Origin of the sequence: Salinimicrobium gaetbulicola (genome assembly GCF_042676025.1) — a bacterium.
Classification (GTDB): Bacteria; Bacteroidota; Bacteroidia; order Flavobacteriales; family Flavobacteriaceae; genus Salinimicrobium; species Salinimicrobium gaetbulicola.
Genome location: NZ_JBHTJP010000032.1, coordinates 535,609 through 549,078, shown reverse-complemented (window position 1 = coordinate 549,078; position 13,470 = coordinate 535,609). Strand labels below are relative to the sequence as shown.

Annotated in this window: 14 protein-coding genes; 6 read left to right on the top strand and 8 right to left on the bottom strand. The window is 40.9% G+C overall.

Annotation, left to right across the window (positions count from 1 at the left end; translation table 11 throughout):
* Window positions 1-17 precede the first annotated feature (17 nt).
* From ACFQ1G_RS03920 to ACFQ1G_RS03910, 3 genes are read right to left on the bottom strand one after another with little or no spacing between them, the layout of a single operon-like run.
* Window positions 18-1,253 (bottom strand): DUF1015 domain-containing protein, encoded by a 1,236-nt coding sequence (locus ACFQ1G_RS03920; protein ID WP_380736966.1) that lies wholly within the window; start codon window positions 1,251-1,253, stop codon window positions 18-20.
* A gap of 21 nt (window positions 1,254-1,274) precedes the next feature.
* Window positions 1,275-2,165, bottom strand: coding sequence for a 3-hydroxyacyl-CoA dehydrogenase family protein (locus ACFQ1G_RS03915; RefSeq protein WP_380736965.1), 891 nt, complete (start codon window positions 2,163-2,165; stop codon window positions 1,275-1,277).
* A 9-nt stretch (window positions 2,166-2,174) separates the two neighbouring features.
* Window positions 2,175-3,137, bottom strand: coding sequence for a Gfo/Idh/MocA family protein (locus ACFQ1G_RS03910; protein WP_380736964.1), 963 nt, complete (start codon window positions 3,135-3,137; stop codon window positions 2,175-2,177).
* 138 nt (window positions 3,138-3,275) lie between these two features.
* On the opposite strand from ACFQ1G_RS03910, the gene ACFQ1G_RS03905 reads away from it, so the two are divergent.
* Window positions 3,276-3,920 (top strand): protein-L-isoaspartate(D-aspartate) O-methyltransferase, encoded by a 645-nt coding sequence (locus tag ACFQ1G_RS03905; RefSeq protein ID WP_380736963.1) that lies wholly within the window; start codon window positions 3,276-3,278, stop codon window positions 3,918-3,920.
* A 7-nt stretch (window positions 3,921-3,927) separates the two neighbouring features.
* Here ACFQ1G_RS03905 and smpB read toward each other — a convergent pair whose 3' ends face one another.
* Window positions 3,928-4,383 (bottom strand): SsrA-binding protein SmpB, encoded by a 456-nt coding sequence (gene smpB / locus ACFQ1G_RS03900; protein WP_380736962.1) that lies wholly within the window; start codon window positions 4,381-4,383, stop codon window positions 3,928-3,930.
* 116 nt (window positions 4,384-4,499) lie between these two features.
* Here smpB and ACFQ1G_RS03895 point away from each other — a divergent pair, with 116 nt between their 5' ends.
* Entirely contained in the window at window positions 4,500-5,243 is a 744-nt protein-coding gene (locus tag ACFQ1G_RS03895) for a DUF6503 family protein (protein ID WP_380736961.1), read from the top strand.
* Here ACFQ1G_RS03895 and ACFQ1G_RS03890 read toward each other — a convergent pair.
* The gene (locus tag ACFQ1G_RS03890; RefSeq protein ID WP_380736960.1) at window positions 5,240-5,755 is read right to left on the bottom strand and encodes a SixA phosphatase family protein; all 516 of its coding nucleotides are present in this window, start codon (window positions 5,753-5,755) and stop codon (window positions 5,240-5,242) included. The genes ACFQ1G_RS03895 and ACFQ1G_RS03890 overlap by 4 nt on opposite strands.
* Before the next feature lie 4 nt (window positions 5,756-5,759).
* Complete coding sequence (locus ACFQ1G_RS03885) at window positions 5,760-6,860, bottom strand: esterase-like activity of phytase family protein (RefSeq protein WP_380736959.1); 1,101 nt, start codon at window positions 6,858-6,860, stop codon at window positions 5,760-5,762.
* A gap of 104 nt (window positions 6,861-6,964) precedes the next feature.
* Between ACFQ1G_RS03885 and ACFQ1G_RS03880 the strand changes: the two genes are divergently transcribed.
* On the top strand, window positions 6,965-7,150 hold the full coding sequence (locus tag ACFQ1G_RS03880) for a CsbD family protein (RefSeq protein ID WP_380736958.1): 186 nt from the start codon (window positions 6,965-6,967) through the stop codon (window positions 7,148-7,150).
* Window positions 7,151-7,223: 73 nt separating this feature from the next.
* On the opposite strand, the gene clpB is transcribed toward ACFQ1G_RS03880, so the two are convergent.
* Window positions 7,224-9,827, bottom strand: coding sequence for an ATP-dependent chaperone ClpB (gene clpB, locus ACFQ1G_RS03875; RefSeq protein WP_380736957.1), 2,604 nt, complete (start codon window positions 9,825-9,827; stop codon window positions 7,224-7,226).
* Window positions 9,828-10,032: 205 nt separating this feature from the next.
* Between clpB and ytxJ the strand changes: the two genes are divergently transcribed.
* Together ytxJ and ACFQ1G_RS03865 are read left to right on the top strand one after the other, a co-directional pair.
* The gene (gene ytxJ / locus ACFQ1G_RS03870; RefSeq protein WP_380736956.1) at window positions 10,033-10,431 is read left to right on the top strand and encodes a bacillithiol system redox-active protein YtxJ; all 399 of its coding nucleotides are present in this window, start codon (window positions 10,033-10,035) and stop codon (window positions 10,429-10,431) included.
* A gap of 118 nt (window positions 10,432-10,549) precedes the next feature.
* A complete protein-coding gene (locus tag ACFQ1G_RS03865) occupies window positions 10,550-10,723 on the top strand; it encodes a hypothetical protein (RefSeq protein WP_380736955.1) in 174 nt (57 codons plus the stop codon).
* Window positions 10,724-10,779: 56 nt separating this feature from the next.
* Here the strand turns inward: ACFQ1G_RS03865 and fahA are convergent, their stop codons facing one another.
* Entirely contained in the window at window positions 10,780-12,069 is a 1,290-nt protein-coding gene (gene fahA, locus ACFQ1G_RS03860; protein ID WP_380736954.1) for a fumarylacetoacetase, read from the bottom strand.
* A 110-nt stretch (window positions 12,070-12,179) separates the two neighbouring features.
* Between fahA and glyA the strand changes: the two genes are divergently transcribed.
* Window positions 12,180-13,454, top strand: a complete 1,275-nt coding sequence (gene glyA / locus ACFQ1G_RS03855) for a serine hydroxymethyltransferase (protein ID WP_380736953.1) — start codon at window positions 12,180-12,182, stop codon at window positions 13,452-13,454.
* Window positions 13,455-13,470: the final 16 nt, after the last annotated feature.

Here is a 13,470-nt window from a genome sequence, read left to right as displayed (position 1 = left end):
TTTTCTTCGGAAGTATTCTAAAACTCATATACGGTAAGTCCGCTTCTGAGTTTGGGTTCAATGTAGGTGCTTTTTGGCGGCATGGTGAGACCTTCATCCGCTATTTGTTTTACTTCCTCAATGGTGAGAGGCAACATTCCGAAGCCTACGGCAAATGCACCTTCGTCAACTGCCTTTTTGACCTCGAAAGACTCATTTCTACCTGGAAGATACGAAATTCTCAGATCATTCCTGGGGTCGTCAATTCCTAACAAAGGCTTCAGGACTTTGACAAATAGAATATAAGGATCTAATGCGCTCAGGGAATCTGTGAACTCATAACTGGTTTTTCGCAAATACAAGGAGTAGAACTCTCCGTCCAAATACATCGAAAAATGATGTTTCTTGGAAGGCTTATAGAATTCCGTTCCCCGGTTCTCAATTCTAAACCATTCGTCAAGCTGCATGAGAAACTCCTTTTTGCTCATTCCATTCAGGTCGGTCACCAGGCGATTGAATTCATAGAGTTTAAGATTGCTTTCGGCGATCAAATAACTCATGAAGTAGTTATAAGGCTCCTTTCCGGTATGCTCTGGATTGTTCTCTTCGCTTTCTTTTGCCAGCAACCAGGAAGAGGCACAGCGGTGATGCCCATCGGCGATATAGACAGCCGGCATTTTATCAAATTCAGCTTTGATCTTCGCAGTTTTGTCGGGATCATTAACCACCCATAAATAATGTGTGTCCCTGTTAAGTGAAGAAAACTCATATTCTGGCCTTTCAGCCTTTATTTCTGCTGAAATGCTGTTGATCACAGCACTGTCAGGGTAAGTAAGCAATACAGGCTCAGTATTAAAGCCTACCGTTTGCAGGTAATCCTTAAAAAGATTCTCCCTGTGAGAAATGGTGTCTTCGTGCCGTTTTACAATATCCTTTTCGTAGTCTTCCACACTGGTGGCCGCAATAATTCCGCAGTAGGTCTGGTTGCGGGAAACGGTTTCATAGATATAGTAAGCGGCTTCCGGATCCTGGATGAAGACCCCTTCTTCCTTGAACTCGAGGTACCGGTTTTTTACGAGTTGGAACCGTTTATTCCCGGCTATCTCCTTTTGAAATTTATATCCCGGATTGATGATATGTAAAAATGAGAAAGGGTTATGCTCAAGCTGAAACCTTAATTCTTCTACGGAATAATCCTGGTACGATCTCGAGGCTACCAGTCCTACTTTATCGCGAGACGGTCTTACCGCCTTGAATGGAATTACATGTGCCAATCGTGTGACTTTTGATTTCGATTAGGAACTGAATTGTCCTGAAACTTTTTCTGCCTTACGGCTTTCAGAATAATCGTAGAAACCTTCACCCGATTTAACACCTAATTTCCCGGCCTGTACCATATTCACCAATAACGGACAAGGCGCGTATTTTGGATTTTTAAACCCATTGTACATTACTTCCAGGATAGAAAGGCAAACATCAAGTCCAATAAAATCGGCTAATTGAAGAGGTCCCATTGGGTGAGCCATTCCCAGTTTCATAACCGTGTCGATCTCCTGCACACCTGCAACTCCGTTATACAAAGTCTCGATCGATTCGTTGATCATTGGCATAAGGATACGATTGGCAACAAATCCAGGATAGTCATTCACTTCAACCGGTTCTTTTTTCAACTTTCTGGAAAGCTCCATAATAGCATTGGTGATCTCGTCACTGGTATTATAACCGCGAATGATCTCTACCAGTTTCATAACCGGTACCGGATTCATAAAGTGCATTCCAATTACCCTTTCAGGATTTGAAACTACAGAAGCGATCTTTGTGATCGAGATAGAAGAGGTGTTGGAAGCAAGAACGGTGTCTTTTGAACACATCTCGTCCAGTTGCTTGAAGATAGAAAGTTTAAGTTCTACATTTTCTGTAGCAGCTTCTACCACAAGATCCACACCTTTCACACCTTCTGAAAGTTGGGTGTAAGTAGTGATGTTATTTAGAGTATCCTTTTTATCCTCTTCAGAGATCTTTTCTTTGGCCACCATTCTGTCCAGGTTCTTGGAAATGGTTCCCATCCCTTTTTCCAGGGACTTCTCTGAAATGTCAATTAGATGTGTTTTATATCCGAATTGTGCAAAAGTATGGGCAATTCCGTTTCCCATAGTACCTGCTCCAATAACTGCAATATTTTTCATGTGTGTTGTTTAGTTAAATGAATTTATAATTTGTTTGGCTACGCGTAAGGCCTTGGTTCCCTGTTCCAGACTTACTACCGGTACGGTGTCATTTTCAATGGCATCGGCGAAAGACTCAAGCTCGTCTAAAATAGCATTATTCAGGCTAACTTCTGGATTGTCAAAATAGATCTGTTTTTTGATCCCTTCCGCATTCTGAAGGATCATATCAAAGTCTCCCGGTTTCTCGGGTGCATCCTTCATTTTTACTACCTCGCATTTTTTGTCGAGAAAATCTACTGAAATGTATGCGTCCCTTTGAAAAAATCGGGATTTACGCATATTCTTCAGGGAGATCCTGCTTGCGGTTAAGTTGGCAACACAACCGTTTTCAAACTCTATACGGGCGTTGGCAATATCAGGGGTTTCACTTATGACCGAAACTCCGCTCGCACTGATGTTCTTTACTTCAGATTTAACCACACTTAAAATGGCGTCTATGTCATGTATCATGAGATCAAGGACCACCGGGACATCTGTTCCTCTGGGATTAAATTCCGCCAGGCGATGGGTCTCGATGAACATTGGGTTCTCGATCTTGGGCGCCACGGCCATGAAGGCAGGATTAAATCTTTCTACATGGCCAACCTGGCCTTTTACTTTATGTTCTTTTGCCAGTTCCACCAATGTCTCTGCTTCTTCAACAGTGTTGGTGATGGGCTTTTCTATAAATAAATGTTTTCCTGCAAGGATGGCCTTTTTGCCTGTTTCAAAATGGGAAAGAGTAGGGGTGACCACATCTACAACATCTACTGCCGCAATTAGATCATCAAGATTTTTAAAAAACTTATATCCGAATTCAGCTTCTACTTTCTTTCCGCTACTCTCATCAACATCATAAAATCCTACTAGTTCATATTTCTTTGATTCCTGTAGCAGACGAAGGTGAATCTTCCCTAAATGTCCTGCGCCTAATACGCCAGCTTTAAGCATAATTTTTACGTTTTGAACAAAAATAATATTAATTGACCTAAAGCCAATGCCATTTTAATTCTAATACCTATACAGGATTGTTTTTTTCTTTAGCAAGCGGTAATCTTTATGTAATTTTGAGCCTAATTTTGAAAGACAGTGCGAAAGGATACTACAAAACACCAAGGTAAAAGAAGACAATTGGCCAGGATCGTTGCTGAAAAAGGGATAACAGACGAGAACGTTCTGGATACCATCAGGAAAATACCCCGGCATTTGTTCATGGATAGTAGTTTCGAGGATCACGCCTATCAGGATAAAGCCTTTCCCATCGCTGCAGACCAAACTATTTCTCAGCCTTATACAGTAGCCTTTCAAACTGAAGTTCTTCAGGTTTCAAAAGGAGATCTGGTTCTGGAAATTGGAACGGGGAGTGGTTACCAAACGGCCGTTCTTTGCGAATTGGGTGCCAAAGTCTATAGTATTGAAAGACAACTGGAACTTTTTAAAAGGACAAAACTGTTTCTTTCAAAATTAGGATACCGACCAAGATATTTAGGGTTTGGAGATGGTTATAAAGGACTTCCTGACTATGCTCCTTTTGACCGCATCATTGTAACAGCCGGTGCGCCATATGTCCCAAAGCCTTTATTGAGCCAGCTGAAAGTGGGAGGTCGCATGGTAATACCGGTAGGGGTTGACACGCAGGTAATGACCTTGTTTGAAAGAAAGTCTAAGACCGAATTTCAGAAAACCGAATTTGGAGAGTTTAGATTTGTTCCGCTGTTAGAAGACAAAAATTAATCAGAGCTTATTTATAATCTTTTTTGATCCTGTCCAGGCGACGTTTACTTTCACGGTCTTTGATGGTTTCCCGTTTGTCATACAGTTTTTTACCCTTAGCAAGGGCTATCTGCATCTTTGCAAGTCCGCGGTCATTGATGAACAATCGAAGCGGAACAATTGTAAGACCGGAGTTTTTCACTTCCTTTTCCAGTTTGCGAAGCTCTCTACGGTTCAACAGCAGTTTACGCGCGTGTTTGGGATCGTGATTGAAGTAGGTTGCATGAGAATACTCCTGCACGGTCATATTAATGACGAACAGTTCATTATTTGAAAACTCACAAAAACTCTCAGCAATTGAGGCCTTCCCTTCACGAATTGATTTAATTTCGGTTCCGGCCAGTTTTATACCTGCCACATATGTGTCCAGGATCTCGTATTCAAATTTCGCCTTGCGGTTCTTAATATTAATACTGTTCTTCATAGGTAGCAAAAATATAAAGCTTTCTTCAATTTAAAGGGGTTTTAAGGAATTCTTAATCTAGGTTCTGATTTTAAGAAAAATTAGAATGCTTATTTTTGTCTGGTAAATCCCCCAAGATGAAAAAACTTATTTTACTCTCCGTTTCTGTGCTGTTCCTTTCCTGCCAGAATAATAACGATCAATTAACTGCCGACCAGGTCATTGACAAAGCTATTGAGGCTGCCGGTGGTGAAAAATACGAGAAAGCTTCCGTGAAATTTGAATTCAGAAATAAAACTTATTCCAGCAGCCGAAAGGATGGTTTATATGAATTTACCCGAACACAAATCGATTCTTCAGGAGCAGAGGTGAAAGATGTTCTTAATAATGACGGTTTTAAAAGATATAAGAATGGACAGGAGCAGACCCTACCAGATTCGCTGGTCACCGCTTATTCTGAAAGTGTCAATTCTGTTCATTATTTCGTGCAGTTACCTTATGGACTTAACGACCCGGCTGTGATCAGACAGCTTAAAGGTGTGGATACCATCAAAGATAAAAGTTATTATCAGGTGCAGGTGACTTTCAAGCAGGAAGGTGGCGGAGCTGACCATGAAGATATTTATATGTACTGGGTCAATAAAGAGGATTTTAATGTGGACTACCTGGCCTACAGGTTCTATGTTAATGATGGCGGAATTCGGTTTAGGGCAGCAGTTGATCCACGTACTAAAAAAGGGACCAGGTTTGTAGATTATATAAACTACAAGACCAATGACCTTGACACGCCCTTAACAGAGCTTGATGATTTGTATGAAGCCGGTAAGCTGAAAAAAGTTTCTGAGATCAGGAATAAGATCTTGAAGGTGGAAGTCAATTAGTTAATATAATGAACCTGATGGCTCTTGGTTCCGTCAGGTGAAATATTTACTATATATAAACTGCCGTATTCACTTTCCGGCAGGTCTTCATATGCTTTTTCTCCCAGAATGACATTTACAAACCTGGGATTGCTGTTACTGTGACCTACCACCAGCACAGTCTTGCCTTTTGTTTTCTTCTGAAATTCCTCACTGTACAATTGTTTTGGGTCGTACTGCTGAACTTCCTTTTCCTGGCTGTTCGCAACAGCTTCCGCAGTTTTCCTGGTTCGAATAAAGTCAGTCGTGAAAATAAGGTCGAACTCTACCTCTTTAAGGATCTCCGCCCATTTTTGGGCTCTAGATCTGCCCTCATCCGTAAGATCGGGATCCTTGTTCGCAGGGTCACTTACCTCTTTTTCTGCGTGTCTAATAAAATAATAGCTAGTCATAGCTTCCTGTTTTTGAATATTTTCTTCGGAAGGATTTTCAACCGGAAAAAAGGCCAGGATAAAAATAAGGAAAGCTGTCATAATTTTACTTTTTTGGTTTGAATTCCAACAGGATGATCTGGTTCAATTGAGGCCCTAAGGTGTTGAAATTATTATCTGATACCAGGATAATACTTTGGTTCCCATTAGGGAGTTGCGGACCGAAGGTAATCCCTTCGATGTTGTCGATTATCTCCTGGTCTAAATGTTTCCTGATCTTTTTTAAGTCAAATACCAATTCCTTTTTCGCAGGATTATAAAATGTTACTTTAAGGTTATTTCTGTCCAGGGTGTTGGTTCCCAGACGGGCATCCACATCGTATATTCTAACCGTATTTCCATTACTACCGTGACCACTGGCAAAACCTCTTTCTACAACCAGAAACCTATCCGGGGCATACTCTAAAAGATCGGTTACGCCGTTAACAGCGAAATACAGCCACGGAATTTTCGAGATGCGATCAAGTAAATAAGGGAACTGCTTTTCAGCCTTTTTGGTTTCCTTGTTGAAATAAGTGATCCTTACCGGAGATTTGGTGTTGAATAACTTGGGTTTTGGGCCGTCGGTTTTCAAAGGTAGTTCCATGGCAACCCAGACGCCCTTTTTATCAAAGGAGTGAGCTAAGCCTTCAAAAGTTCCATTGTCTCTCGGTTTTTTCTTGCTTTTAGCAAGAAAATTATCGGGAACCGCAAAAGAGTCTATGAAAGTTCCGGCTTCAGAAAGGGTGAAGACCATGGGATTAATATCATTATTGACCGAGCCTTCACTACTTAAGATCATATTTTCAGATTCCGGATCAAAAAGGATTCCTTCCAGGTCAAGGTGCTGGTGTTTCAAGCCTTTTGAAGAAGTTTCCAGTTTGACCACTTCCTTAATAAGGACCGTATCTATTTGCTCATCTTTCAGTTTAATATCCGCCTTGTAAAACCTGGGGTTGGAAGCCTGGTCACTCACCATGTAAAAAGTTCCATCATGATAATCGATGCCCGAAAGGCCACCCACGAGGGTTTCATTGATCTCAAGGTCTTTTTCAATCGTGTAATTATCCAGGTATCTCAACTGGAGGTTTCTTGTTTCCCCAATTCTGGAACTTTTACAGCCTATCAGGGAAAGGGCTAAAAATGTGGTTAGAAGTATCTTTTTCATGGGAGCAAAAATAACAAATTCTTAAGAGCAATATGGGAAATTCTTGACAACACCGCCATTGAAATTTAGGTAATTTCATACTTTAACCATAAAAAACCATTATTATGAATGATGATCAATTAGAAGGAAAATGGAAACAAATTAAAGGTCAGTTTAAGCAAAAGTATGGTGATCTTACTGATGATGATACCACGTATGCTGAAGGCCGTTTTGAGGAGATGTTAGGTCGGCTTCAGGAAAAAACCGGACGAGATAAAGAAGAATTAAAAAGAGAAATTGAAAGGTGGTAGACGCTGATTTTCAAGTAAAAGAGCGGCCGGGTTTTCCCGGCCGTTTCTTTTATTGATGATTCAATTCGCAGTTTTAATGTCCCGCGATCTCTTCCTGGTTTCTGAACACCAGATTATTGTCAAAGGCATCTAAAAGGATGATGCTTTCTGTGGTGATCTTACCGCTCAAGATCTCCTTAGAAAGTTTGTTTAAAACTTCCTTCTGAATAGTTCTCTTAACGGGCCTGGCTCCATATTGAGGATCAAATCCTTTTCCGGCCAGATTTTCAATTGCTTCATCTGTAGCATCCAAAGTGATTCCCTGTTTGTCCAGCATTTTTTTAACTCCCTTCAATTGAAGACCAACGATCTTTTTAATGTCATTTTGAGTAAGCGGTGTGAACATCACTATATCATCGATACGGTTGATGAATTCTGGTCTTACCGTTTGTTTCAGTAAAGCCAGCACTTCGACTTTAGAAGCCTCCATCGCGGTATCAACATCCTTCACGGTGTCAAATTTCTCCTGAATAATGTGGGATCCAATGTTGGAGGTCATTATGATTATGGAGTTCCTGAAATCTGCAAGTCTCCCTTTATTGTCAGTCAATCTTCCTTCATCCAGAACCTGTAAAAGAATGTTGAAGGTGTCAGGATGTGCTTTTTCTATCTCATCCAAAAGTACGACCGAATATGGTTTTCTTCTCACGGCTTCGGTAAGCTGACCGCCTTCTTCATAGCCAACGTATCCCGGAGGAGCTCCTACAAGTCGGCTCACGGCATGACGTTCCTGGTATTCGCTCATATCTATCCTGGTCATAGCACCTTCGTCATCAAAAAGATATTCGGCAAGGGCTTTGGCTAATTCAGTTTTTCCTACCCCGGTGGTACCCAGGAACAGGAAGGAGCCAATCGGTTTTTTCTGATCCTGTAATCCGGCCCGGCTTCTTCTCACCGCGTCACTTACTGCCTGGATAGCCTCTTCCTGACCGACAACTCTCCGGTGTAATTCTTCTTCAAGGTGTAATAATTTCTCGCGTTCACTTTGAAGCATTTTCTTCACCGGAATTCCGGTCCATTTGGCTACAACTTCAGCGATATCTTCATTGGTGACCTCTTCCTTTATAAGTGACTTTCCTTTCTGGTTTTCTTCCAGCTGCTCCTGTAATTTGGTAAGACGCTCTTGTTCTTCTTTTATCTTTCCGTAGCGCAACTCGGCCACTTTCCCATAATTTCCTTCCCTCTCAGCACGTTCAGCTTCAAGCTTGTATTCTTCAATATTTGATTTTGCAGTCTGAATATTGTCAACTACATCTTTTTCATTTTTCCACTGCGCATGAAGCTCATTACGTTCATCTTTAAGGTTTGCCAGATCTGCTCTCAAAGTTTTCAACTTAGCTTCATCTTTTTCCCGTTTTATGGCTTCCATCTCAATTTCGAGCTGCATGATCCTGCGGTCCAAAACATCAAGTTCTTCGGGCTTTGAATTGATCTCCATTCTAAGTCGGGCTGCGGCTTCATCCATCAGGTCAATTGCCTTATCGGGTAAAAACCTGTTTGTGATATAGCGTTGTGAAAGTTCTACGGCAGCTATAATAGCTTCATCCTTGATGCGTACCTTGTGATGGGTTTCATATTTTTCTTTAATTCCCCGAAGAATGGAAATTGCACTTTCAGTATCTGGCTCGTCTACCATCACCTTTTGAAAACGTCTTTCCAGAGCTTTATCTTTCTCGAAATATTTTTGATATTCATCAAGAGTGGTTGCGCCAATGGCTCTTAACTCACCTCTGGCCAACGCAGGTTTAAGGATGTTTGCGGCGTCCATAGCTCCCTGTCCGCCACCTGCGCCTACAAGGGTGTGGATCTCATCAATGAATAATACTATATTTCCTTCGCTGGAAGTAACTTCCTTGATCACAGCCTTCAGACGTTCTTCAAATTCTCCTTTGTACTTGGCACCTGCAATGAGAGCCCCCATGTCTAAAGAATAAATTTGCTTGTCTTTCAGGTTTTCAGGAATATCCCCGGCCACGATCCTATGTGCAAGGCCTTCGGCAATAGCAGTTTTACCAACTCCCGGTTCCCCGACCAACATTGGGTTGTTTTTGGTTCTCCTGGAAAGTATTTGAAGTACCCTGCGTATCTCTTCATCCCGGCCGATCACTGGATCTAGTTTTCCTTCTTCGGCCAGCTTGTTCAAATGGTTGGCATATTTATTTAGGGAATTATAAGTCTCTTCTGCACTTTGAGAAGTCACCTTTTCACCTTTTCGCAATTCCTGAATGGCTGCTTTTAATCCCTTTTCCGAAGCTCCCTGATCTTTAAGGATCTGTGCTACCTTACTGGAAGAGTTGAAAATGGCTAGAATGATGTGTTCTATAGATACATACTCGTCTTCCATTTTTTTGGCGATAGAAGAAGCTTCCGTTAAAGTTCGGGAGGCATCTCTGGATAACATGATGTCGCCACCGCTCACCTTCGGAAAGCTTTGCAGGGTCTTATCTAATATTTGCTGAAAAAGCGAAATATTGATATTTAATTTCTTCAGCAGAAACGGAGTAACATTTTCATCAACCAGGCTGATGGCTTTGAAAATATGTTCGTTCTCTATTTGCTGGTGCCCGAATTCCTGGGCGAGTTGTTGGGCCTGTTGAATGGCCTCCTGTGATTTTATGGTAAAATTGTTCAGGTTCATAGTCTTTGTTTTTTTAGAATTAGCAATTCATATACCAGTAGAAGGAGGCGGACAAAATGACCTGTTATTGTACATTTTTACTGACTTTTTGTCTCATATAAAGGTAGCTAAAAATCACCTTTTTGGACAGACATTAGTTAAAAATTAGTGCTCCAGAACTTAAAAATGCCAACGAGAAATAGTAATTTTATCGAAAATAAAAATCATGGGATTATTTGATAAAGTATTTAAAAGTCAGCGAGATATATCTAAAGAAGAGATCACAGAAGTGCCGTGGCATCCATTGACAGATCAAAACCAGATCGAAGTCATTAAGGAAGAGTCAAAAGAAAGGACGGTTGTGGTTTTTAAGCATTCTACACGATGTGGAATCAGTCGTATGGTTCTTAATACTTTTGAAAAAGAGGTAGATGTGAAAACAGGTGAGGAGTTCAAATTGTACTTTTTAGATCTTATTGCTAATCGTGGGGTTTCAAATGAAATTGCTGATCATTTCGATGTACGTCATGAAAGTCCGCAAATGTTGATCATTAAGGAAGAAAAGGTAGTCCATCATGCTTCTCATCATTCAATTTCGGCAACCGATATTGAAGAGTATTTATAGCCAAATTGTGCTTTAAGTTAAATCGCTAAAAGTTGTTTAATTTATTCACAATCAAGTTTTTAAAATTTTGTTTTGGAGGTATATTAGCCTTAATAACTAATTTTTAAAAACTTTTATTATGGAAAAGAAAAGAGAAGAAGAGGAGAAAAGACGCCATGAAGGGGAAAGGAAAGAACGTCATTCCCAACAGGCTGCAGGTGATCGCGATAAGCAACGCAAAGAGGACGCCGAGAGAGAAAGAGACATGGAGCGTGAACCTAATCGGGAACATAGAAAAGAAGACCGTCATTAGAATCAAGTAAAAAAAAGAGCCGCTAAATGCGGCTCTTTATATACATATAGAACTGGTTACTTTTTCTTAGGTTGAAAAACGGGAAGTAGCTTGGTGCTTACCTCTCCAAATCCAAGCCTGTGTTTTCCCTTTTGACAATGACCGCGCATAATTACTGTGTCATTATCTTCAATGAATTTTCGTTCGCTACCATCATTTAGCTTGATAGGCTTTTCACCTTTCCAGGCTAATTCTAGCATAGATCCATAAGAATCTGGGGTTGGACCCGAAATTGTTCCAGATCCCATCATGTCTCCTGAGATCACAGGGCAACCGTTCACCGTGTGGTGAGCTAATTGCTGACTCATATTCCAGTATAGGTACTTGAAATTTGATTTTGAAACTCTTGTTTCTTCACCATTTTCAGGTTTAATGAAGACTTCCAGATCAATGTCAAAACTTTTCTTTCCTTTATATTTTAAATATGGTAAAAGCTCCTTTTCGGGTTTTGGACTTTCGGTTCTAAAAGGCTCCAAAGCATCAAGTGTTACGATCCATGGAGAAATAGAGGAGGCGAAGTTCTTTGCAAGGAACGGCCCTAGTGGCACATACTCCCAGGTTTGAATATCGCGGGCACTCCAGTCATTGAATAAAACTAGTCCGAAAATATAATCTTCAGCTTCTTCAATTGGAATAGGTTCTCCTAAATGGTTCGCATCGGTAGTTATAAACGCCATTTCGAGTTCAAAATCCACTCTTTGGGATGGTCCAAAAACAGGCTCATCTGCGTCTTTTGGTTTGGTCTGTCCCTGAGGTCTGTGTACCGGGATTCCGCTAGGAATAATTGACGAACTTCTTCCGTGGTATCCTACAGGAATGTGCAGCCAATTGGGTAACAAAGCGTTATCAGGATCACGGAACATCGTTCCCACGTTGGTAGCGTGTTCTTTACTGGAGTAAAAATCGGTATAATCTCCAACCTGCACCGGAAGCTGCATTTCAATCTCATCAAGACCAAAAAGCACCACTTTGCGGTGTTCGTCGTTGTCTCTTAGTTGTGAATTTTCAGCATCAAAGATCTCCGCGATACGGTTTCTCACCAGTCTCCAGGTCTTTTTCCCATCAGAGATGAAATCGTTTAGAGTATCTTGTAAAAATATATCATCGGTTAACGGGATGCCATCAAAATAACCTAATTGATGAAGCGCTCCCAGGTCAATGGCTGTATCTCCAATGCGGGTACCAATAGTGATCACATCTTCTCTGGTCAAAAAGACTCCGAAAGGGATATTCTGAATAGGAAAATCAGAATCCTCAGGGACTTCTAACCAGGTTTTTCTATTTGGATCGTTAGCGGTAATAGGCATAATAAATGTTGGTATTTTGTTAAAATCAATTCGAACCAAATATATTATTTTCTAGGAAAGAACCGAATGTATTTGCTATTTTTGAGGATTATTTAACGTAAAAAAATCATATGCAAAGGGATACGGAATTATTTGATTTAATTGCTGAAGAAAAGGAAAGACAGCTCAACGGCCTGGAGTTGATCGCTAGTGAGAATTTTGTGAGCGATCAAGTGCTTGAAGCGGCAGGGTCTGTGTTAACTAATAAATATGCTGAAGGATACCCGGGCAAAAGATATTATGGCGGTTGTGAAGTGGTTGATGAAGTTGAAAATCTTGCAATAGAACGCCTGAAAGAACTTTTTAACGCTGAATATGCCAACGTGCAGCCGCATTCTGGATCGCAGGCAAACACTGCTGTGTTCCATGCATGTTTAAAACCCGGAGATAAATTTCTTGGATTTGACCTTTCTCATGGAGGACACCTTACTCACGGTTCTCCCGTGAACTTCTCTGGAAAATTATATCAACCTGTATTTTACGGGGTGGATGAAAAGACCGGTTTGATCGATTATGACGAAGTCGCTCGAATCGCTGAAAAAGAGCAACCAAAGTTGATCATCGCCGGTGCATCAGCTTATTCAAGAGAGATCGATTATAAAAGATTCCGTGAAATAGCCGATAGTGTAGGGGCAATTTTGTTTGCAGATATCGCCCATCCGGCAGGACTTATTGCTAAAGGTCTGCTAAGTGATCCACTACCTCACTGTCATGTGGTTTCATCTACGACCCATAAAACTCTTAGAGGTCCTCGTGGAGGGATCATTATGATGGGGAAAGATTTTGATAATCCTTTCGGAGAGAAATTAAAGAACGGAAACTTAAAGAAAATGTCCACTCTTCTAAACAGTGCTGTTTTTCCCGGAAATCAGGGAGGTCCTTTGGAGCATATCATTGCTGCAAAAGCGGTAGCCTTTGGAGAAGCGTTGACAGATGAATTCCTTCACTATATGGTGCAGGTAAAGAAGAATGCCAAGGCTATGGCGGCTGCATTCGTGGAGAAAGATTACCAGGTAATTTCTGGTGGTACAGATAACCATATGATGTTGATCGATCTACGCAACAAGAATATCTCAGGAAAAGAGGCAGAGGAAGCATTAGGGAAAGCTGATATAACTGTCAATAAGAACATGGTGCCGTTTGACGATAAGTCTCCTTTTGTGACTTCAGGAATTCGTATTGGTACACCTGCTGTAACAACACGTGGACTTGTTGAAAAGGACATGAAAACCATTGTAGATCTTATAGACCGTGTCATCATGAACCATGAAAATGAAGAAAAACTTGAAGCTATTGGAAATGAAGTTTCAGAAATGATGAAGGGAAAACCTCTTTTTAAGAGTTAAGACCTTATAAATTTTA

Bases quoted from the DNA above. Each gene is read 5' to 3' on its own strand.
- ACFQ1G_RS03915 (WP_380736965.1), bottom strand. From the start codon at position 2,165: ATGAAAAATATTGCAGTTATTGGAGCAGGTACTATGGGAAACGGAATT.
- ACFQ1G_RS03910 (WP_380736964.1), bottom strand. From the start codon at position 3,137: ATGCTTAAAGCTGGCGTATTAGGCGCAGGACATTTAGGGAAGATTCAC.
- smpB (WP_380736962.1), bottom strand. From the start codon at position 4,383: ATGAAGAACAGTATTAATATTAAGAACCGCAAGGCGAAATTTGAATAC.
- ACFQ1G_RS03895 (WP_380736961.1), top strand. From the start codon at position 4,500: ATGAAAAAACTTATTTTACTCTCCGTTTCTGTGCTGTTCCTTTCCTGC.
- ACFQ1G_RS03890 (WP_380736960.1), bottom strand. From the start codon at position 5,755: ATGACAGCTTTCCTTATTTTTATCCTGGCCTTTTTTCCGGTTGAAAAT.
- ACFQ1G_RS03885 (WP_380736959.1), bottom strand. From the start codon at position 6,860: ATGAAAAAGATACTTCTAACCACATTTTTAGCCCTTTCCCTGATAGGC.
- ACFQ1G_RS03880 (WP_380736958.1), top strand. From the start codon at position 6,965: ATGAATGATGATCAATTAGAAGGAAAATGGAAACAAATTAAAGGTCAG.
- clpB (WP_380736957.1), bottom strand. From the start codon at position 9,827: ATGAACCTGAACAATTTTACCATAAAATCACAGGAGGCCATTCAACAG.
- ytxJ (WP_380736956.1), top strand. From the start codon at position 10,033: ATGGGATTATTTGATAAAGTATTTAAAAGTCAGCGAGATATATCTAAA.
- ACFQ1G_RS03865 (WP_380736955.1), top strand. From the start codon at position 10,550: ATGGAAAAGAAAAGAGAAGAAGAGGAGAAAAGACGCCATGAAGGGGAA.
- fahA (WP_380736954.1), bottom strand. From the start codon at position 12,069: ATGCCTATTACCGCTAACGATCCAAATAGAAAAACCTGGTTAGAAGTC.
- glyA (WP_380736953.1), top strand. From the start codon at position 12,180: ATGCAAAGGGATACGGAATTATTTGATTTAATTGCTGAAGAAAAGGAA.